Origin of the sequence: Glycomyces salinus, assembly GCF_016428645.1 — a bacterium.
Taxonomy (GTDB): Bacteria; Actinomycetota; Actinomycetes; order Mycobacteriales; family Micromonosporaceae; genus Glycomyces; species Glycomyces salinus.
This window is the reverse complement of sequence record NZ_JAELXW010000001.1, coordinates 205,588-224,025: the sequence shown is the minus strand read 5'-3', so window position 1 is coordinate 224,025 and position 18,438 is coordinate 205,588. Positions and strand designations below refer to the sequence as shown.

Annotated in this window: 19 protein-coding genes and 1 tRNA gene; 14 read left to right on the top strand and 6 right to left on the bottom strand. The window is 69.6% G+C overall.

All coding sequences use genetic code 11. The annotated features are described in order from the left end of the window. Positions 1-119: 119 nt before the first annotated feature. From JFB92_RS00985 to JFB92_RS00975, 3 genes are all read right to left on the bottom strand, one after another. A tRNA-Gly gene (locus tag JFB92_RS00985) sits at positions 120-190 on the bottom strand. 71 nt (positions 191-261) lie between these two features. After that, on the bottom strand, positions 262-891 hold the full coding sequence (locus JFB92_RS00980; protein ID WP_199033976.1) for an HAD-IA family hydrolase: 630 nt from the start codon (positions 889-891) through the stop codon (positions 262-264). Between the two features lie 80 nt (positions 892-971). Continuing rightward, complete coding sequence (locus JFB92_RS00975) at positions 972-1,643, bottom strand: ThuA domain-containing protein (RefSeq protein ID WP_199033974.1); 672 nt, start codon at positions 1,641-1,643, stop codon at positions 972-974. 252 nt (positions 1,644-1,895) lie between these two features. Here JFB92_RS00975 and tig point away from each other — a divergent pair, with 252 nt between their 5' ends. The 7 genes from tig (at position 1,896) to JFB92_RS00940 (ending at position 9,447) form a co-directional block, all read left to right on the top strand. After that, positions 1,896-3,275 (top strand): trigger factor, encoded by a 1,380-nt coding sequence (tig, locus tag JFB92_RS00970; RefSeq protein WP_199033971.1) that lies wholly within the window; start codon positions 1,896-1,898, stop codon positions 3,273-3,275. Positions 3,276-3,501: 226 nt separating this feature from the next. Continuing rightward, positions 3,502-4,674 (top strand): hypothetical protein, encoded by a 1,173-nt coding sequence (locus tag JFB92_RS00965; protein ID WP_199033963.1) that lies wholly within the window; start codon positions 3,502-3,504, stop codon positions 4,672-4,674. After that, positions 4,674-6,044 carry an ABC transporter substrate-binding protein gene (locus JFB92_RS00960; RefSeq protein WP_199033961.1) on the top strand — a complete coding sequence of 457 codons (1,371 nt, stop codon included), beginning with the start codon at positions 4,674-4,676 and terminating at the stop codon, positions 6,042-6,044. The genes JFB92_RS00965 and JFB92_RS00960 overlap by 1 nt, the downstream gene beginning before the upstream one ends. 1 nt (position 6,045) lies before the next feature. Further along, complete coding sequence (locus JFB92_RS00955; protein ID WP_199033959.1) at positions 6,046-6,915, top strand: branched-chain amino acid ABC transporter permease; 870 nt, start codon at positions 6,046-6,048, stop codon at positions 6,913-6,915. Positions 6,916-6,918: 3 nt separating this feature from the next. Next, on the top strand, positions 6,919-7,947 hold the full coding sequence (locus tag JFB92_RS00950; protein WP_199033957.1) for a branched-chain amino acid ABC transporter permease: 1,029 nt from the start codon (positions 6,919-6,921) through the stop codon (positions 7,945-7,947). Beyond that, positions 7,944-8,753, top strand: a complete 810-nt coding sequence (locus tag JFB92_RS00945) for an ABC transporter ATP-binding protein (RefSeq protein ID WP_199033955.1) — start codon at positions 7,944-7,946, stop codon at positions 8,751-8,753. The genes JFB92_RS00950 and JFB92_RS00945 overlap by 4 nt, the downstream gene beginning before the upstream one ends. After that, positions 8,740-9,447 (top strand): ABC transporter ATP-binding protein, encoded by a 708-nt coding sequence (locus JFB92_RS00940; RefSeq protein ID WP_199033953.1) that lies wholly within the window; start codon positions 8,740-8,742, stop codon positions 9,445-9,447. Before JFB92_RS00945 ends, JFB92_RS00940 begins: the two co-directional genes overlap by 14 nt. On the opposite strand, the gene JFB92_RS00935 is transcribed toward JFB92_RS00940, so the two are convergent. Beyond that, positions 9,432-9,803 (bottom strand): hypothetical protein, encoded by a 372-nt coding sequence (locus JFB92_RS00935; RefSeq protein ID WP_199033952.1) that lies wholly within the window; start codon positions 9,801-9,803, stop codon positions 9,432-9,434. The two genes, JFB92_RS00940 and JFB92_RS00935, sit on opposite strands and share 16 nt — an antisense overlap. Before the next feature lie 369 nt (positions 9,804-10,172). Between JFB92_RS00935 and JFB92_RS00930 the strand changes: the two genes are divergently transcribed. The 3 genes from JFB92_RS00930 to clpX all read left to right on the top strand — a co-directional run bounded on the left by JFB92_RS00930 (position 10,173) and on the right by clpX (position 13,133). After that, positions 10,173-10,856, top strand: coding sequence for an ATP-dependent Clp protease proteolytic subunit (locus JFB92_RS00930; protein WP_372451547.1), 684 nt, complete (start codon positions 10,173-10,175; stop codon positions 10,854-10,856). Positions 10,857-10,876: 20 nt separating this feature from the next. Next, on the top strand, positions 10,877-11,539 hold the full coding sequence (locus JFB92_RS00925) for an ATP-dependent Clp protease proteolytic subunit (RefSeq protein ID WP_199033951.1): 663 nt from the start codon (positions 10,877-10,879) through the stop codon (positions 11,537-11,539). A gap of 289 nt (positions 11,540-11,828) precedes the next feature. Continuing rightward, positions 11,829-13,133, top strand: coding sequence for an ATP-dependent Clp protease ATP-binding subunit ClpX (gene clpX / locus JFB92_RS00920; protein ID WP_199033950.1), 1,305 nt, complete (start codon positions 11,829-11,831; stop codon positions 13,131-13,133). A 3-nt stretch (positions 13,134-13,136) separates the two neighbouring features. Here clpX and JFB92_RS00915 read toward each other — a convergent pair whose 3' ends face one another. Further along, the gene (locus JFB92_RS00915) at positions 13,137-13,472 is read right to left on the bottom strand and encodes a PLD nuclease N-terminal domain-containing protein (protein WP_199033949.1); all 336 of its coding nucleotides are present in this window, start codon (positions 13,470-13,472) and stop codon (positions 13,137-13,139) included. Positions 13,473-13,587: 115 nt separating this feature from the next. On the opposite strand from JFB92_RS00915, the gene JFB92_RS00910 reads away from it, so the two are divergent. The 3 genes from JFB92_RS00910 (at position 13,588) to JFB92_RS00900 (ending at position 16,160) form a co-directional block, all read left to right on the top strand. Further along, the gene (locus tag JFB92_RS00910) at positions 13,588-14,364 is read left to right on the top strand and encodes an electron transfer flavoprotein subunit beta/FixA family protein (protein ID WP_233162091.1); all 777 of its coding nucleotides are present in this window, start codon (positions 13,588-13,590) and stop codon (positions 14,362-14,364) included. A gap of 9 nt (positions 14,365-14,373) precedes the next feature. Further along, positions 14,374-15,303 (top strand): electron transfer flavoprotein subunit alpha/FixB family protein, encoded by a 930-nt coding sequence (locus JFB92_RS00905; RefSeq protein ID WP_199033947.1) that lies wholly within the window; start codon positions 14,374-14,376, stop codon positions 15,301-15,303. A 242-nt stretch (positions 15,304-15,545) separates the two neighbouring features. After that, positions 15,546-16,160: a biotin transporter BioY gene (locus tag JFB92_RS00900; RefSeq protein WP_199033946.1), complete on the top strand. Its 615-nt coding sequence runs from the start codon at positions 15,546-15,548 to the stop codon at positions 16,158-16,160. A 60-nt stretch (positions 16,161-16,220) separates the two neighbouring features. Here JFB92_RS00900 and JFB92_RS00895 read toward each other — a convergent pair whose 3' ends face one another. Continuing rightward, positions 16,221-17,129 (bottom strand): hypothetical protein, encoded by a 909-nt coding sequence (locus JFB92_RS00895; protein ID WP_199033945.1) that lies wholly within the window; start codon positions 17,127-17,129, stop codon positions 16,221-16,223. Positions 17,130-17,280: 151 nt separating this feature from the next. On the opposite strand from JFB92_RS00895, the gene JFB92_RS00890 reads away from it, so the two are divergent. Continuing rightward, on the top strand, positions 17,281-18,438 hold the full coding sequence (locus JFB92_RS00890) for a cysteine desulfurase family protein (protein WP_199033943.1): 1,158 nt from the start codon (positions 17,281-17,283) through the stop codon (positions 18,436-18,438).

The following is an 18,438-nucleotide window of genomic DNA, read 5'->3' as shown; positions in this document are numbered from 1 at the left end:
CCGGTCGCCGTTGGCGGCACATGGCAGCCGACTACCTGCATGACTACCCTGACTACCCAAACGCCCCCGGTTCGACCCTGCGATCGAATCCGGGGGCGTTTTCCCAGGTCATAGCCTTGAGCGGGCGACGAGAATCGAACTCGCGTCATTGGTTTGGAAGACCAAGGCTTTACCATTAAGCTACGCCCGCATGGTCCGGTGGTGACCGGGCCGGGAGTGATTCTAGCGCGGGGGATTCGCGCGTCGCAAGGCGGTGGGGGTTCAGGCGGTGGCCGCGAGGATGTCTCGGAGGATCTTCGGGGTGGCGTAGGTGTGGACCTGCCAGCCTCGGGCGGCGGCGGCCGCGGTGTTGCGGCGGTTGTCGTCGATGAACAGAAGCTGGTGGGGTCGGGCGTCGAGGGCCCGTTCGAGGTGTTCTTCGACGGCCTCGTATGCGGCCGGGTCGGGTTTGCGGGCCCGCAGGCGGCAGGCGAAGTAGCGGTGGAGAAACCAGGCGGCGGTCTCGGGGAAGCGCTGGTCGAAGTAGTCGGCGAAGAGCGGGCCGTTGTTGGAGAAGATCGCCAGGGGGATGTCGGGCTCGGTGAGGGCGTCGAGGACCGCCTGGTCGACGGTGAAGGCCGAGGTCCACAGGCGGCTGAGTTCTTCGGTGCCGCCGTCGAAGCCGGTCAGGTCGGCGACGCGGTCGCGGATCTGGTCGGGGGTGAATTCTCCGGCTTCGCAGCGGGTCTCGAATGCCTCGTCGGCCTCGGTCGGCGGAGTGAAGAGTAGGCGGTTGAGCTCGTCCCGGCCGAGGCCCGTTCGTTCCGACAGGAGTTCGAAACGATGCTCGGGGTCGAAGGTGAAGAGGACCGAGCCGATGTCGGCGATGATGACTCGGATGCCGTTCGGCAAGGTGACCACCCGCCTTGTTGGGGAGCGGACCTACTGGGGTCCGGTAAGTGCAGTGGTGTCAGAGCATAACGTGTGCGGGCTCACTCGGGTCGAAGGACGCTTTGGAGGCCGCCCTTGATGTGCGCCAGGAAGGCCGGGTCCGCGTAGGCGCTCTCGGAGTGGCCCAGGGCGGTGTAGAAGCAGCGGCCGGCCTCCAGGCGGCGGTGCCAGGCCAGCGGGTGCGGCGCGCCCATCGCCAGGTCGGCCGTGTCGTAGGAGTCCTCGTCGACCTCGAGCAGGACGTCGAAGCCCTCGGGCCGGCGGTCGAAGGAGTACCACTCGTCGTTCCAGCGCCACTCCTTCGGCAGGTGCGCGGTAGCAGGGTGATCGGCGTCCTTGACCTCGATGCGGCCGTCGGTGCACCCGGGCGGGTGGCCGATGAAGCGGGCGCCGATCAGTTCGCGGAAGTAGGGCCACGACACCTCGGCGTTGGAGGCGTTGTGGATGCCGCACCAGCCGCCTCCACCGGTGACGTAGTCGGCCAGCGCGGCGCGGCCCAGCTCGTCCAGGATGTCTCCGGAGGTCGAGAGCCACACCACGGCCCGGAAGTCGATCAGCTGGTCGGGGGAGTAGACGTCGGCGTCCTCGGTGTGCTCGGTGTGGAGCCCCAGCTCGGAGGCGATCGCCTCCACCGCTTCGACGCCCGCTGGAATGGAGGCGTGCCGGAATCCGGTGGTCTTGGTGAACACGAGGACGGCGGCGGGGTTCGACATGGCTCGCTCCGGCTCCTAGATAGCGGTTTCTCGGCGTAGTCTATGGGATCTCGGCTCGGTCCGCCTCCCCCTGCCCGACTCGTTCGCGCAACGTGACGGACGGCGATATCGGCCACACCCGCGCGGGCGCGTTGCCCGCGGCGGCCTAGACTCGGTGGCAGCGGGGGTGGAATCTGCGCTGTTTCCGCGCGCTGTGAGCCGCCGCGTCGACGTCGAAAGCAACCGAAGTAAGAAGTCTTTAGGAGTACGCCTGTGAAGAGCACTGTCGAGACCCTGAGCCCGACCAGGGTGCGGCTGTCGGTCGAGGTGCCGTTCGAGGAGCTGGCGCCGTTCATCAATGAGGCGTACAAGTCGGTCGGGCAGCAGATCCGTGTCCCCGGTTTCCGCCCCGGGAAGGCCCCGCGCCCGGTCATCGACCAGCGCGTCGGCCGCGACGCCGTCTACGCCCAGGCCATGGACCCTGCCGTGCAGTCGAAGCTGAACGAGGCGGTCCGGGAGAACGACGTGGACGTGCTCGGCCGCCCCGACCTGACCGACGTCAAGCCGATCGAGGAGGGCAAGCCCTTCGAGTTCACCGTCGAGACCGATGTGACTCCCGAATACGAGCTGCCCGACTTCGCGTCGCTGAAGGTCACCGTCGAGGCCGACGACGTGTCCGAAGAGGACGTCGATGCCGACCTGGAGTCCCAGCGGCTGCGCTTCTCCTCCCTCAAGGTCGTCGAGCGGCCCGCCGCCGAGGGCGACTTCGTGGTCCTCGACCTCAAGGCGACCCAGGACGGCGAGGAGGTCGAGGGCGGTTCGGTGACCGGCATGAGCCACGAGGTCGGCTCCGGCCAGTTGCTGGACGGCCTCGACGAGGCCCTGGTGGGCATGAGCGCCGGCGACGAGAAGCGGATCCAGTCGACCCTCGCCGGAGAGCAGGAGGGCCAGACCGCCGACGTCGAGGTCACCGTCTCCCAGGTCAAGGAGCGCGAGCTGCCCGAGCTGGACGACGAGTTCGCCGAGATGTCCAGCCCCTACGACACGATCGAGGAGCTGCGGAACTCCACCCGCGAGCGCCTGGCCCAGCAGGCATCGGAGGGCAAGGCCTCCGATGCCCGCGCCAAGACCCTCGAAGCGCTGCTCGAGGCCGTCGACTTGCCGCTGCCGGAGAAGACCGTCGAGGACGAGATCGCGCACACCCGCAGCCACCTCGAGGAGCAGGTCTCGCAGATGGCCGGGAGCTTCGACGAGTACCTGGCCGCGATCGAGAAGACCGCCGAGGAGTTCGACGCCGACCTCCGCAAGGACGTCGAGTCGAACCTGCGACAGTCGATCATCCTGGGCCGCATCGCCTCCGAGAAGGAACTCGAAGTCACCGGCGACCTGATGACCGGCGAGGTGGTCCGCCAGGCCCAGCAGCGCGGCGTCCCGCAGGACCAGTTCCAGCAGTTCGTCGACCAGCTGCGCCAGAACGGCGGCCTCCAGCAGATCGCCGGCCAGCTGCGTCAGCAGCTCGCTCTCGAAGAGGTCGTCAAGGAGGCCTCGATCGTCGACGGCAAGGGCCGTGAGCTGACCGAGGAAGAGCTCTTCCCCGGCCGCAAGCAGGCCGAGGCCGAAGCCGCCGAGCAGCCCGAGGGCGAAGAGGAGTAAGCCGCCCTCACCGACTCGAAGGGGCCCGTCGCGCATGCGCGACGGGCCCCTTCGCCATTGTGTCCGTTCGTCGCCGCGACCGCGGAGAGGAATGGGGAAAATCTTGCTACTGGCGGGTAGAGATCCAATTCACAATCGTCTATAGTCTGCGTCTAACCTCTTCAATGACGCAGATTGACCGCACGGGAGTGCCCCTATGATCCCCCGTTCCCGCCCCATTCGCAGAATGATCGCCGCCTCGAGCGCGCTCGCCGTCTCGATCGGCGCCGCAGTCCTGTCATGGCCGCCCGGCACAGCGGCGCAGGAAGACGACGAAGGCAGCGAGGAGCTGCAATTCGACTACGCGATCGACGGAGTCTCCTGGTACTGGAGCCGCCAGATCGACGAGACCCTCGAACTCGGCGAGGTGATCCAGCCGCTCGAACTGCCCAATCCCCAGTCGACGACCACCATGCCCGTGGCCGTCGAGTTCGGCGAGGCCTCGAAAGTCGCCGCGCTGCAGTTCAACCTGGCCGAACGCGGCGTTCCCGAAGGCTCGCAGATCACCGAGTTCACCCTCACCGTCTCCGAGGGCGACGACGCCGGTGACACGCCCGGATTCAACCCGCTCGAGCACCTCATTCAGGCCTGCCCCATCACCGAGGCGTGGAGCTCCGGCGAGGCCGAGATGTGGGACGTCCGACCGCCGGCCGGCGAGAATTGCGCCAAGGGAGAAAGAAGCGAACCCGACCCCGAGGAGATCGCCGCCGCGGAAGACGCCGAAGACGTCGAGGTCCCCCTTCCGGAATGGACATTCGATCTGTCCGAAATAGCCGCGGACTGGGCCGTGGACCATTTCGAGAATTACGGCGTCATGTTCATGCCCGTCATGGACGATGCCACTCCGGTCGATATCTGGCAGGTCAATTTGAAACTGCCGCTGCGCGACAACACCGAGACTCCCGTCGACGAGTACGAGGCCTCCATCGATCGACTCACCGGAAGCTTCTCCTACACCCCGCCGGACGAGGAGCCCCCGGCCGAGGACGGCGCCGACTCCGGCGGCGACAGCGGCTCGACCGGCGGATCCAGCGGCGGCTCCGGCGGCGGAGGCGGGGGAGGCTCCGACGGCGGAGGCGACCCCGCGTCCGAAGATCGGACCGAGGAGGTCGAACCGGCCGCCTTCGAGCCGATCGAGCCCCGCATGCCCTGGTACGTGTGGACCCTCATCCCCGCCGGCCTCGCCGGAGCCCTGGTCCTGCACCGCATGATGGGCGGCGCGCCCGCCGCGGCCTCCGGCGGCGGCGCGATCGACCGCATCCGGTCCCACAACCTGTCCGAACGCGGCTGGGCCCTGCCGGTCCCGGCCGGTCTCTGGCAGCGCCTGACCGGTCGCGCGAGCGGGACGGAGAGCGAGTGATGCGACTCCCGTCCAAACGCGTCCGCGCGATAGCGGCGATCGCGGCGGCCGCGGCCCTGATCCTGCCGGCCTGCGGCCAATACGAAGGCGTCCACGACGACTTCGTCGCCCAAGGGGGCTCCAACCCCGGCCTCGGCGACGACTCCACCGGCGGCTCCGGCGACGACGGAGGCACCGGTGACGGCGGCGGAGGCGGCGACGACTCCACCGGCGGCGGTGGCGGGGGAGGAGGCGACGACGGCTCCGGCGACGGCAACTCGACGGTCGGCAACGGCGACACCACCGGCGTCACCGACGAGGCCATCACCATCGGCATCCACGCGCCCCTGACCGGCGCGGCCCCGCTCCGCCAGGACTCCTTCCAGACCGGCAAGGACCTCTACTGGCAGTACGGCGACGACGGCGGCCCGGTCGAGATCCACGGCCGCACCGTCGAGACCGTCTTCGCCGACGACCAGTACCGGCCCTCCACGGCCCGCCAGGTCTGCCAGACCATGGCCGAGGAACAGGAGGCGTTCGCGCTCGTGGGCGCCGGCGGCACCGACCAGATCCAGGCCTGCGCCCAGTACGCGGCCGGCGAGGGCGTGCCCTACCTGTCGACCGGCGTCACCGAGAACGGCATGGGCAGCCTGGACACCTACTACGCGGCCACCATGACCTACCGGCAGCAGGGACCGCTGCTGGCCGACTACGTCAGCGACGAAATGGGCGTCACCGACACCTCCCGGGTCGCCGCGGTGGTCACGAACACCCCCAACTTCGACGACGCGCTCTCCTCCTTCACCGACGCCTACGGCGACATCGACGTCTTCCGGCCCGACAAGAACGACCGCGGCTCGTCCTCGGCCGGGAACCTGTGCGCGGGCACCGTCAAGAACTACGACGTCGTCTACGTCCTGACCAGCCCCACCTTCTACCTGGAGATGGCCGCGGCCGCGGCCTGCCGCCCCACCTACGTCGGCGTCGGTGTCAGCATGGGCCTGGACCAGGTCGCCTCGACCGGCTGCTCGACCGGCGGCACCGAGGGCGCCCGCTTCTTCAACCCCACGCCGGCCTTCGCCGACGCCGGCGACTACGACCCGGAGTTCCTGGCCGCGGCCGACGCCGCCGGAATCGAGGTCGACGACGTGGTGTGGATGATGTGGGGCCAGTCCAAGGTCCTCCACCAGATGCTCGAGCAGTCGGGGGAGAACCTCGACAGAGGGGCCTTCATCAACACCGTCGGCGGGTCCTCGTACTTGACCGGGGTCTTCCCCGACCTGAACTACGACGGCACCCGCTTCGGCGGCACACAGGTGTCGGTGCTGCGCAACGTCTGCGACGGCGGCGGGCGCTACGTGACCGACCACGCGTTCGTGAGCGGCTTCTGACATGGGCGCCTTCGTCGCACTGGGCCTGTTCCAAGGCGCGGTCTACGGACTCCTGGCCGTCGGCATCGTCATGGTCTACAAGGCCAAACGCGCATTCAACTTCGCACAGGGCGAATTCGGCGGCATCGCCGCCTTCTGCGCCTACCTCCTCATCGTCGCCCTCGGCCTGCCCTACTGGGTCGGGGCCGTCGGCGGCCTGGCCGCCGCGGTCGCCATGGGACTGCTGGTCGAACGGGCGATCGTCCGCCCCCTGGAGTCCTCCTCGCGTACGATCCTGCTGGTCGCGCTCGTCGGCGTCGCGCTGTTCGCGATCGCGGTCACCGTCCTGCTCGCCGAGCCGGTCCCGCGCGTCCTGCCCCCGCTGGTCGAAGGCGGGGGTGTCGACATCCTCGGCGCCGGCATCCAGCCCCAGCAGCTGATCCTGCTGGCCGTGCTGGCCGTCCTGGCCGGGGCCCTGGCCTGGTTCTTCCGCACCGACCTCGGCCTGGCCGTCCTCGCCTCCTCGCAGGACACCCTCGCCGCCCGAGTGGTCGGCATCAGCCCAGAGGCGGTCTCCCGCCTGGTGTGGGGCATGGCCGCCCTCGTCGGCGGCGTCGCCGGGCTCCTGTACGCGCCGGTGGGGATCTTCACCCCCGGGTTCATGACCGCCACGATGCTCGTCCCGGCCTTCGCCGCCGCCGTCCTGGGCGGGATGACCAGCGTCCCCGGGGCCTTCATCGGCGGGATCAGCATCGGCATCGTCCAGAACGCCGGGATCTACCTGCTCGGACAGCAGTGGCAGGTCCCCGGCGCCTCCCAGCTGTCGGTGTTCGCGCTGCTGATGCTGGTCCTGCTCATCCGCCCCCAGGGCCTGCTCGGCAAGGAGGCCTGACCGATGTCCGCCACCACCCTCGTGCTCACGCGCGTCCGCGTCCGCACCCACCTCGGCCTGGTCGTCCGCGTCGCGCTCATCCTGGCCGCCCTCGCGCTCGTGGCGCTGCCGCTGGTCTTCGGCGGCGACGTGTGGGCCCAGCGCGTCAGCCGCGCCGCCATCTACGCCGTCATCGGCCTGTCGATCAACACCCTCACCGGCCATGCCGGGCAGATCTCGCTGGGCCACCAGGCGTTCGTCGGCATCGGCGCGTTCTCGTCGGCGTTCATGGCCTCCCGGCTCGGGGCGCCGTTCGGCTTCGGCCTGGCCGGGGCCGCGCTGGCCGGGACCGTCACGGCCCTGATCGTGGGGATGGTCGCCCTGCGCGTCAAGGGCCTCTATCTCGCCTTGGTGACCCTCGCGTTCGGCCTGACCGCCGAGACCACGATCTTCAACTGGCGCGAGTTCACCGGCGGCGGCGCCGGGGCCTTCGCCCCGCGCTCGGCCCTGGTCGAATCCGACCTCGCCTACGCACTGCTGTGCCTGGCGGTGCTCGTCGTCGTCCTATACACCGACTGGCGCCTGGTCTCGACCAAGGCCGGGCGGGCGCTGACGGCCGTCCGCAACGACGAGCGGATCGCCTCGACCCTCGGGGTCGACGTCACCGGCTACAAACTGGGCGCGTTCTGCTTCTCCGGCCTTGTCGCCGGGCTGGCCGGGGGCCTGTTCGCCCACTGGAACCAGGTCGTCCAGGCCCTGGACTTCGAGTTCCAGGTGGCCCTGCTGTGGGTGCTGATGGCCGTCGTCGGCGGCCTGCGCTCGCGGCTGGGCATCGTCATCGCCTCCTCGTTCTTCGCGCTGCTGCCGCTGGTCCTGCCGAACTTCCTGGCCGGGCTGCCCTGGCAGCCGCCGTTCCTCAACGAGGCGGTCTACCACGTCCTGCCGCCGTTCCTGGTGGTCCTCATGCTCCTGGTCGTCCTGCGGTTCTTCCCCGGAGGCATCGGCCAGCTGCTGGCACCGGTCACCCGATTCGTGAAGGGGGCAAAGCGGTGAAACGCGGACGCCAGATGCTGAGAGCCGACGGCCTGTCACTGCGCTTCGGCGGCCTCCAGGTCCTCGACGACCTGTCCCTGACCGTCGGCGAGGGCCGGATCGTGGGCCTCATCGGCCCCAACGGGGCGGGCAAGACCTCCTGCTTCAACTGCCTGACCGGGATCTACCAGCCCCAGGCCGGCCGCGTCTCCTTCGACGGCCGCGACGTCTCGCGCCTGCCGACCCACCGCCGGGCCGCAGCCGGGATGGCCCGCACCTGGCAGAACCTCGGCGTCATCGACAGCCTGACCGTCACCGAGAACGTCATGCTCGCCCAGCACCAGCGCACCGGCTACTCGGCCGTGGCCGGACTGCTCGGGCTCGGCGGGACCTGGCTGCGTGAGCGGGAACTGCGCCGCGACGCCGCCGAGATCATCGACTACTTCGGACTCGGCGAGGTGGCCGGCGTGCGGGCCTCAGAACTGCCCTACGGCGTCCGCAAGACCTGCGACATGGCGATGGCCCTGGCCAGCGACCCGAAGATGCTCCTGCTGGACGAGCCGGCCTCCGGGCTCAGCCCCGAAGAGGCCCACGACCTGGCCGGGACCCTGCGGGAACTGCGCGACCGGCTCCGGCTGACCATCCTCATGATCGAACACCACGTCCCCCTGGTCGCCGAGGTCTGCGACTACGTGTACGTGCTCAACTTCGGCAGGCTGCTCACCGAGGGCCGCCCCGCCGAGATCCAGCGCCACCCCGAGGTGATCGCCGCCTACCTCGGCGGCGCGGCCGCGACGGCCGAAGGAGGAGAAGATGGGACTGCTTGACGTCTCGAACCTGCGCGCCGGATACGGCTCGGTCCCGGTCCTGCACGGGGTGAGCATGTCCATCGAGGAGGGCTCCAACGCCGTCCTGCTGGGACTCAACGGCGCCGGGAAGACCACGACGCTGCTGGCCCTCGCCGGGCTGCTGCCGGTGAGCGACGGCGACGTCTATTACGACGGCGAGCCGCTGACCGGCTCGCCGGGGGCCCGGGTCCGCTCGGGGATCGTCCTGGTCCCGGAGGGACGGCACGTGTTCCCGGCGCTGACGGTCAGGCAGAACCTGCGCCTGGGGGCCTGGACGGTCAGGGGCGATTCGCGCCGCTTCCGCCAGAACCTCGGCGAGGTCTACTCGATCTTCCCGCGGCTCGGGGAGCGCTCCGACCAGCTCGCCGGGACGCTCTCGGGCGGGGAGCAGCAGATGCTGGCCATCGGGCGCGGCCTGATGGCCTCCCCGCGCCTGCTGCTGATCGACGAGGCCTCGCTGGGACTGTCTCCGAAGCTGACCGAGCAGGTGTTCGAGGCCGTCAAGGTCATCAACCAGCGTGGCGTCACGGTGCTGATGGTCGAGCAGAACGCGGGCGTGCTGGAGCAGGCCGACACCGCGTTCGTGATGCAGCAGGGCCGCATCACGGTCGCGGGGAAGGGCTCGGCGATGCTCGACGACGAGGCGGTGCGCGAGGCCTACTTGGGCTCGTGACCGGCAGCGGCCATCTCGCGCTGCTCGTCGGCCTCGTCGGGGGAGGAGTCCCGGCCGTCCTCGGACCATTCGATCCGGTCGGACTCCTCCAGGTCCTCCAGGGCCGACTTGAACAGCTCGGCGGTGCGCCGGGCGCCCCGCTCGGCGCTGTCGAGGACGGCGGCGTAGAGGATCAGCGTGGAGCCGACCAGGACCAGGGCGAGGCCGGCGGCGGCGCCGGAGACGAGGTAGGGCATCTGGCCGTCGACGTAGGCGATCTCCGCCATGCCCATCCAGCCGAAGGTGAGGACGGTGCCTCCGGCGAGCCAGAACAGTAGGCCGACGAGCCGCAGGCGGGCGGTGGGGGAACCGGACACAATTCACTCCATTGTGGTTTATTGAGAATGTCTCTCGCTGGCTACCGCGAGGTAACCAAATCTACCAATTTCCCGGTGTTCTGTGACAGAGGCCATAGTCAAATCGTTGTGAAAGGGTGACCCCGCGCGCAGCGACCGCCGCCCCGGCCGGATCCCGCCCGTCCCCGCGAGTCGGACGCGGGCGCGGCGGACACGGAGTGCGAGCCGCCTCGCCGGTCAGAACGCAGGATGGACCAGGCGGACATTCCCGGCTCCGCTGGCAGCGAACACAGCGCCCGGCCGCGTCCGAACGTCGGCGCGACGGGCTAAGGTCTGGTTGGTAACGCAAAGCTGAGTGCATATCGCCGAGACAGAATGTAGGTGCAAAAGATGGAGCATTCGAATCCATTCTCCTCGGAGCGGGAGAGGAACGTCTTCCTTCCCTCCGCCGGCCGCGCCGGTCAGACTGACGGCTCGCAGGCTCGCCGAAGCGGGGGCGCGAGCTCTCCGGGCCTGGACGACATGGTCTTCGACCGCCTGCTCCAAGAGCGGGTGATCTTCCTGGGGTCCGAGGTGAACTCCGAGATCGCCAACCGGTTGTGCGCGCAGCTCATCCTCCTCGAGGCCGAGGACCCCGACCGCGACATCAAGCTCTACATCAACTCGCCGGGCGGCTCGGTCTACGACGGCATGGCCATCTACGACACCATGCAGTACATCAAGAACGACGTCGCCACCGTGGCCATGGGCATGGCGGCGTCGATGGGCCAGCTGCTGCTGTGCGCCGGGACGACCGGGAAGCGCTACGCGCTCCCGCACGCCCGGATCATGATGCACCAGCCCTCCGGCGGCATCGGCGGCACCGCCTCCGACGTGGCGATCCTGGCCGAGCAGATGCTCTACACCAAGCAGATGTTCCAGGACCGCGTCGCGCACCACACGGGCCGCTCGATCGAGGAGATCGAGTCCGACTCCGACCGCGACCGCTGGTTCACCGCCGAGGAGGCCAAGGACTACGGCTTCATCGACCACGTCGTCCAGCGCGTCACCGACGTCCCGGCCGAGGCCCAGTAGGAACGAGGGGTAACACAGCAATGGAATTCAACGCCCACGCCGGCGAGGCCTACCAGCAGCAGGCCAGGTACATCGTGCCGTCGTTCACCGAGAAGACCTCGTACGGGGTCAAGGAGATGAACCCGTACAACAAGATGTTCGAGGACCGGATCATCTTCCTCGGGTCCCCGGTCGACGACACCTCGGCGAACGACATCATGAGCCAGTTGATCGTGCTCGAGGGCAACGACCCGGACCGCGACATCGTCATGTACATCAACTCGCCCGGCGGATCGCTCACGGCGCTGATGGCCATCTACGACACGATGCAGTACGTGCGGCCCGACATCCAGACCGTGTGCATGGGCCAGGCCGCCTCGGCTGCCGCCGTCCTGCTCGCGGCCGGGACCCCGGGCAAGCGCACCGCGCTGCCGAACTCCCGGGTGATCATCCACCAGCCTGCCACCGAGGGCACCTTCGGCCAGGCCTCCGACATGGAGATCCAGGCCCGCGAGATCATGCGCATGCGCGAGCAGCTCGAGCGCGTGCTGGCCCGCCACACCGGCCAGACGATCGACAAGGTCCACAAGGACATCGAGCGCGACAAGATCCTCACCGCCGACGAGGCCGTCGAGTACGGCCTGGTCGACAACGTGCTGGCCTACCGCAAGAAGAACGCGCTGCCGGCCGAGGCGGCCGCCTGACGACAGTTCCATACAGGGGGCAGGCGCGGCGGGCCGAACGCGAACCCGCGGAGTGGTCGGTTCGCAGCGCCTCCCCTCTGGACCGGGCGCAGAGGGAACCTCGTCTCTGGACGATCGTCTTCCTTTTGTCGCCCCTGCGGGGTAACGTGGCGCTGGCGCTGAGGTCAAGGAGTCTGGCGCCGAGGCCGCAAATGCGAAATACTGGATTGACACACAGGTTCGTCCGAAAACCTCCGAGCACTACCGGACCTGCTTACGACTCGCAAGCCCGCCATGAAGGGAGACTGGGATGGCGCCACGCCTGGGAGACAGTGAGATCTTGAAGTGCTCCTTCTGCGCCAAGTCGCAGCGGCAGGTCCGCAAGCTCATCGCCGGGCCGGGCAACGTCTACATCTGCGACGAGTGCATCGACCTGTGCAACGAGATCATCGAAGAGGAGTTCGCCGAGGACGCCGAGCTGGCCTGGGAAGACCTGCCCAAGCCCATGGAGATCGTCGAGTTCCTCGACCAGTACGTGGTCGGCCAGGACGACGCCAAGCGCTCCCTGGCGGTGGCCGTCTACAACCACTACAAGCGCGTCCAGGTCGACAACCTGGGATCCCACCGCGCCGGAGTGGACCACATCGAGCTCCAGAAGTCGAACATCCTCCTGGTGGGGCCCACCGGCTCGGGCAAGACCCACCTGGCCCAGACGCTCGCCCGGATGCTGGACGTGCCGTTCGCGATCGCCGACGCCACGGCTCTGACCGAGGCCGGCTACGTCGGCGAGGACGTCGAGAACATCCTCCTCAAGCTCATCCAGGCCGCCGACTTCGACGTCAAGCGCGCCGAGACCGGCATCATCTACATCGACGAGATCGACAAGGCCGGGCGCAAGGCCGACAACCCCTCGATCACCCGCGACGTCTCCGGCGAGGGCGTGCAGCAGGCGCTGCTGAAGATCCTGGAGGGCACGACCGCCTCGGTCCCGCCCCAGGGCGGGCGCAAGCACCCCCACCAGGAGCACATCCAGATCGACACCACCAACATCCTCTTCGTCTGCGGCGGGGCCTTCGCCGGCATCGAGGACATCATCAAGCAGCGCGTCGGCAAACGCACGGTCGGCTTCACCGCGCCGCTGCACTCGGCCGAGGACGGCGCCGAGGACGAGCTCATCTCCCAGGTGATGCCCGACGACCTGCTCAAATACGGGATGATCCCGGAGATGGTCGGCCGCCTGCCGGTCCTGACCACCGTCACCCACCTCGACCAGGCATCTATGCTGCGCATCCTCACTGAGCCGAAGAACGCGCTGGTCAAGCAGTATCAGCGGCTGCTCGAACTCGACGGGGTCGAACTGGAGTTCGCCGACGACGCCCTGGAGCCGATCGTGGAGGCCGCCTCGCTGCGCGGCACCGGCGCGCGCGGGCTGCGGGCGATCCTCGAAGAGGTGCTGCAACCGGTCATGTTCGAGATCCCCTCGCGGGCCGACGAGGTCGCGAAGGTCTGCATCACCGCCGACGTGGTGCGCCGCAACGTCAACCCCACGCTCGTGCCCAGGACGAAGTCCACCCCCAGGAAGGCGCGGCCGCCCCGGCGCGAGAAATCGGCCTGAGGCTCAGTCCTCTTTGCGCTCGTCGTCCCGCAGCTGCCGGTCGAGGTCCCGCAGGAAGTCCGGGTCGTCGTCGGGCGCGGTCGGACCCTTGGGGCGCCTGGGACCGCCGCCCACGCCGCCTCCGCCGCCGGGCTTGCCCGGCCCGGTCGGGCCCTCCGGCCTGGACCTGCCGAGCCAGAACCACAGCAGCGCACCCGCGATCGGCAGGAACACGATGATGAGCACCCAGACGCCGCGCGAGAGCCGCCTGGGCGATCGTTCGCCGCCGAGGCAATCGGCCACGGCCGCGATCAGCAGCGCCAGGTGGATCAGGAATACGAAAACCAACGCGCGGACCATGTAACCATCATGCCTTGTCCGAGCCCGAAGGGCCAACAGCGGCTCGAGGTGTTACTGGGTGGTAACTTCATAGGATACGATTCGAGGCCGAGATTCGGTCCCAAGGAGGTTGTCGATGAACATCGTGGTTCTGGTCAAGCAGGTCCCGGACTCGGGACTCGCCAGACGGTTGGACGAGCAGCTGCGCGTCGACCGCAACGGCGCCAACAACGTCATGGGGGAGCTCGACGAGTACGCCGTCGAGGCCGCCCTCCAACTCAAGGAGGCCCACGGCGGCGAGGTCACCGTGGTGACCGTCGGCCCCGACCAGGCCAGCGATACCGTGCGCAAGACCCTGGCCATGGGCGCCGACAAGGCCGTCCACGTCGTCGACGACGCAATCGCCGGCTCCGACGCGCTCGCCACCTCGAAGATCCTCGCCGCCGCGCTCGGCCGCCTCGAGTACGACTTGATCGTGGCCGGAGCCGAGTCCACCGATTCCGGCATGGGCGTCATGCCCCACCTCCTGGCCGCCCGCCTGGGCGTGCCCGCCGCCACCGGCGTCCGCAAGATCGAGCTCGACGGCGACGGCATCAAAGTGGAGCATCAGCGCGACAACGGCTATGACGTGCTGACCGCGTCGCTGCCGGCGATCGTGTCGGTCTGGGACACCATCAACACCCCGCGCTACTCCTCGCTGAAGGGGATCATGGCCGCCAAGCGCAAGCCGGTCGAGACCCTCTCCCTGTCCGACCTCGGCATCGACCCGAGCGAGGTCGGCGCGGGCGCGGCCGCGACCGAGGTGCGGTCGGCCACCGACCGTCCCGAGCGCACCGCCGGGCAGATCGTCGCCGACGAAGGCGAGGGCGGCCGCGCGCTCGCCGAGTTCCTCGCCGTCGAGAAGTTCATCTAGGAGACTGACATGGCTGACATCCTCGTCTACGTACCGAACTCCGGCAAGAGCGCCGCCGAGACGCTGACCCTGGGCCGCTCGCTCGGGCAGGTCTCGGCGGTCGCCTTCGACGATTCCGCGGCGTCCCTCGCGGCCGAGTACGGCGCCGCAAAGGTCTACCGCGTGACCGCCGAAGGCGCCGACGACTACTTCGTCGATCCGAAGGCGAGCGTCCTGATCGACCTGGCCGGGCGCGTCGGACCCGACGCGTTCCTGCTGCCGGGCACCGACGAGGGCCGGGCCCTCGTCGCCCGGCTCGCGGTCGCGCTCGACTCGGGATTCCTGACCGACGTCTCCGGCCTGGACGCCGAGGGGACCGCCACTCAGGACATCTTCGCCGGAGCCACCGTCACGACCTCCAAGATCACCAAGGGCATCAACCTCGCCACCGTCAAGCCCGGCGCGGTGAATGCCGAACCGGCCCCGGCCGAGCCCGAGACCGAGGCCGTCGATGCCGCGGTGGCCGAGACCGACAAGCGCGTCAAGATCGCCGAGCGCGTCGACGAGCCTGCCGGGGACCGGCCCGGGCTGGCCGAGGCCGACGTGGTCGTCTCCGGCGGCCGCGGCGTGGGCTCGGCCGAGGACTTCGCGCTCATCGAGCGCGTGGCCGACGCCCTGGGCGGCGCGGTCGGCGCCTCCCGCGCGGCCACCGACGCCGGGTACTACCCGCACAAGTTCCAGGTCGGCCAGACCGGCACCACGGTCAGCCCGCAGCTGTACGTGGCCGCGGGCATCTCGGGCGCGATCCAGCACCGGGCCGGGATGCAGACCTCGCGGGTGATCGTGGCGGTCAACAAGGATGTTGACGCCCCGATCTTCGGCATGTCCGACTTCGGCGTCGTCGGCGATCTGTTCCAGGTGCTGCCGCAGGCGCTCGAGGAGATCGAGAAGCGCAAGTAGCGACGGAGCAACGAGTCGCCGGGGCTCGCGGGCACCGCCCGCGAGCCCCGACTGCGCGTATGCCGCCTTTCCGGCGCTCGCCTGCAAATCGGGCATCCCGATGGTCCCCCCCCCGTTTTCAACGCTGCCGGCGAGGCCCGACAAGGCGGGCGGGGCTTCACACGGTCGAAACAACGGTGCGTTACGCTTCGACGCAGCCTCTCGTTGCAGAAAACCTACAGACGATGTTGGAGGAATCCGCAATGGCCGCCCCAGCAGCCGCGCTCCCCGCGCCCCGCGTTCTCGCCGATCTCATCCCCGGCGCGGGTTCCCGCGCCGCCACCGTCGCACGCGAGGCCGTCCTCGTGCTCGGCGGCGCCGCCCTGACCGGCGCCTCGGCGCAGGTCGCGATCACCATCCCGCAGATCACCCCGGTCCCGTTCGTGCTGACGACGTTCACCGTGCTGCTGCTCGGCGCCGCCTACGGCCCGGCGCGCGCGGGGGCGACCATGGCCGTCTACCTGGTCGCCGGGATGGCCGGCGTCCCCTGGTTCACCGAAGGCGGCTCCGGCTACGGATTCCCCAGCTTCGGATACATCATCGGCTTCCTCGTCGCCGCGGTCCTGGTCGGCTGGCTCGCCAAGCGCGGCGCCGACCGGACCTTCCTGAACACCGTCGGGCTCATGGTCATGGCCAACCTGGTCATGTACGCCTTCGGCGCGCCGTACCTGGCCTGGTCGCTCGGGCTCGACACCGCGACCACGATCGAGCAGGGCATCAGCCCGTTCATGATCGGCGACTTCATCAAACTCTTCGCCGCCGCCGCGGTCCTGCCCGGCGCGTGGTGGGCGGTCAACAAGTTCCGCAGCCAGCACTAGAAGCGGCCACAGCGAAAACGGGCGCCGCCGGTCTTCCGGCGGCGCCCCCTTGCTCGCGTCTCAATGCTCCCAGCCGATCCCCAGCGCTCCCGGCCTCGGCACCGCCTCGGCCAGCGCCACGGTGCGGCCCGGGCCCATCTGGAGGTCGCCGGTCTCGCGCTTGTCCCGCGTCAGCGACGACTGCGCGAACCGGTACACCCGCCTGGGCACCGCATCGGGGGAGAAGCGGATCTGGAGCGAGTAGTGGTCCACCGGGTACCTGAAGGCATTGCCGTGCCCGTCCGAGGAGCCGCCGTTGCCCTGCACGACCGCCTCGAACAGGTGCGTCGCGCCCTGGGGGAGCGGATGGTCGAACACGATCTCGGCCAGGGCGACCGGCGCCTCGCCGTGGCGCAGCACGTTCGGAACCGTGCAGTCGCGCACCGGCTTGAACTCGATGTCGCCGATGTCGCAGCCCGGGTCTCCCCGATACAGCAGGATGTACCGGTCGACGTCGTCCCGCCGCGCCCGCACCAGCATCGACAGCTCCATCACCGTCTCCTGCCACTGCGAGTCGACGTGCACGATCACCTGCTGGCTGAGGATGTCCAGGGTGTGCTCGCGCGAGGCCGGGACCCGGTCGCACAGCTCGCGCACCGCGTCGCCGCCTAGCACCGCGTCCGGCCGCGGCAGTTGCCCGCGGATCGAGCGCGGACCCCGCGCCCGTTTGGGGCCCAGCAGCGCCCGCAGCGAGCCCGGAGGCAGGTCGAGCAGGTCCTCCAGGGCCGTCACCGCGGCCAGCGACTCGGCCCGCTCTGGCCGCGAGCGCCCCGACTGCCAGTAACTCAGACTGGTGGTCGATACCGTTATCCCCCGCATCGCCAGGCGGTGGCGGATCCGGTCGAGACCGAGCCCGCTCGACTGGATGGCGACGCGCAGGGCGGTGTGGAACGGCCCCGCGCGAAGTGCTTCGGCGAGTTCGGGCGTCATCGGCACACACTTCCTTTAAAAGGACCCTGCCAGTGGGGCGGCGGCAACGGTACGAAGATTCGTCAGATTCTATCGCGTTGACGCAGGGACGCGACCAGGCGCGTTCCAGGCCGGTGGCCATCGGCCGACAGCGCCGTAGACTGGAAGGGCCATGGCCTATCTCGATCACGCCGCCACCACACCGATGCTCCCCGCGGCACTTGACGCCTACGTGCGGACCGCCCGCGAACTGGGCAACGCATCCTCCCTCCACGCTTCCGGCCGCGCTGCCCGCCGCACCGTCGAGGAAGCGCGCGAACGCATCGCCGCCGCCCTCGGCGCGGGGCCCAGCGAGGTCGTCTTCACCGGCTCGGGGACCGAGGCCGACAACCTCGCGCTCAAGGGCACCCACTGGGCCCGGCGCTCCGAGGGCCGCAACCGGGTGGTGACCACCGCGATCGAGCACCACGCGGTCGCCGACCCCGTGGCCTGGCTCGGCGACCACGAGCGTGCCGATGTCAGCGAACTGGGCGTGGACAAGCTCGGCCGCGTGGAGGTCGACGGACTCGCCGAACTGCTCGAGTCGCACGCCTCGGAAGTAACCGTTATCACCTGCATGTGGGCGAACAACGAGGTCGGCACCCTCCAGCCGATCCGCGAGATCGTCGACCTCGCCGCGCCCCACGGCATCCCCGTCCACACCGACGCGGTCCAGGCCGTCGGCCACGCCCCCGTCGACTTCAGCGCCTCCGGCGCCACCTCCCTGGCCCTCTCGGGCCACAAGCTCGGCGGCCCGGCCGGAGTCGGCGTGCTCCTGCTCACCCGCGACGCCGAGTGCACCCCGCTGCTGCACGGCGGCGGCCAGGAGCGCGAGATCCGCTCCGGCACCCTCGACGTCCCCGGCATCGCCGCGCTCGCCGAGGCCGTCGTCCACGCGGTCGCCACCAGCCGAGCCGAGGCCGAGCGGCTCGCGGCGCTCCGCGACGACCTGGTCAAACGCGTGCGAGCGGCCGTGCCCGAGGCCATATACAACGGCGACCCCGACGACCGGCTGCCCGGCAACGCCCACTTCTCCTTCCCCGGCTGCGAAGGCGACGCCCTCCTCATGCTCCTGGACGCCACCGGTGTCGAATGCGCCACAGGCTCGGCGTGCTCGGCCGGGATCGCCCAGCCCTCCCACGTGCTGCTCGCGATGGGCACCGGCGAGGACAACGCCCGCTCCTCCCTGCGGTTCACCCTCGGCTGGTCCAGCGGCCAGGCCGACGTCGACGCGCTCGTGGACGCCCTCCCCGAAGCGGTCGAGCGGGCCAGGACCGCCGGACTCACCTAG

Coding starts and splice junctions, on each gene's coding strand:
- JFB92_RS00965 (WP_199033963.1), top strand. CDS start 3,502: ATGATCGCCGCCTCGAGCGCGCTCGCCGTCTCGATCGGCGCCGCAGTC.
- JFB92_RS00890 (WP_199033943.1), top strand. CDS start 17,281: ATGGCCTATCTCGATCACGCCGCCACCACACCGATGCTCCCCGCGGCA.
- JFB92_RS00940 (WP_199033953.1), top strand. CDS start 8,740: ATGGGACTGCTTGACGTCTCGAACCTGCGCGCCGGATACGGCTCGGTC.
- JFB92_RS00895 (WP_199033945.1), bottom strand. CDS start 17,129: ATGACGCCCGAACTCGCCGAAGCACTTCGCGCGGGGCCGTTCCACACC.
- JFB92_RS00925 (WP_199033951.1), top strand. CDS start 10,877: ATGGAATTCAACGCCCACGCCGGCGAGGCCTACCAGCAGCAGGCCAGG.
- JFB92_RS00900 (WP_199033946.1), top strand. CDS start 15,546: ATGGCCGCCCCAGCAGCCGCGCTCCCCGCGCCCCGCGTTCTCGCCGAT.
- JFB92_RS00975 (WP_199033974.1), bottom strand. CDS start 1,643: ATGTCGAACCCCGCCGCCGTCCTCGTGTTCACCAAGACCACCGGATTC.
- JFB92_RS00960 (WP_199033961.1), top strand. CDS start 4,674: ATGCGACTCCCGTCCAAACGCGTCCGCGCGATAGCGGCGATCGCGGCG.
- JFB92_RS00910 (WP_233162091.1), top strand. CDS start 13,588: ATGAACATCGTGGTTCTGGTCAAGCAGGTCCCGGACTCGGGACTCGCC.
- JFB92_RS00930 (WP_372451547.1), top strand. CDS start 10,173: ATGGAGCATTCGAATCCATTCTCCTCGGAGCGGGAGAGGAACGTCTTC.
- JFB92_RS00905 (WP_199033947.1), top strand. CDS start 14,374: ATGGCTGACATCCTCGTCTACGTACCGAACTCCGGCAAGAGCGCCGCC.
- JFB92_RS00955 (WP_199033959.1), top strand. CDS start 6,046: ATGGGCGCCTTCGTCGCACTGGGCCTGTTCCAAGGCGCGGTCTACGGA.
- JFB92_RS00950 (WP_199033957.1), top strand. CDS start 6,919: ATGTCCGCCACCACCCTCGTGCTCACGCGCGTCCGCGTCCGCACCCAC.
- JFB92_RS00915 (WP_199033949.1), bottom strand. CDS start 13,472: ATGGTCCGCGCGTTGGTTTTCGTATTCCTGATCCACCTGGCGCTGCTG.
- clpX (WP_199033950.1), top strand. CDS start 11,829: ATGGCGCCACGCCTGGGAGACAGTGAGATCTTGAAGTGCTCCTTCTGC.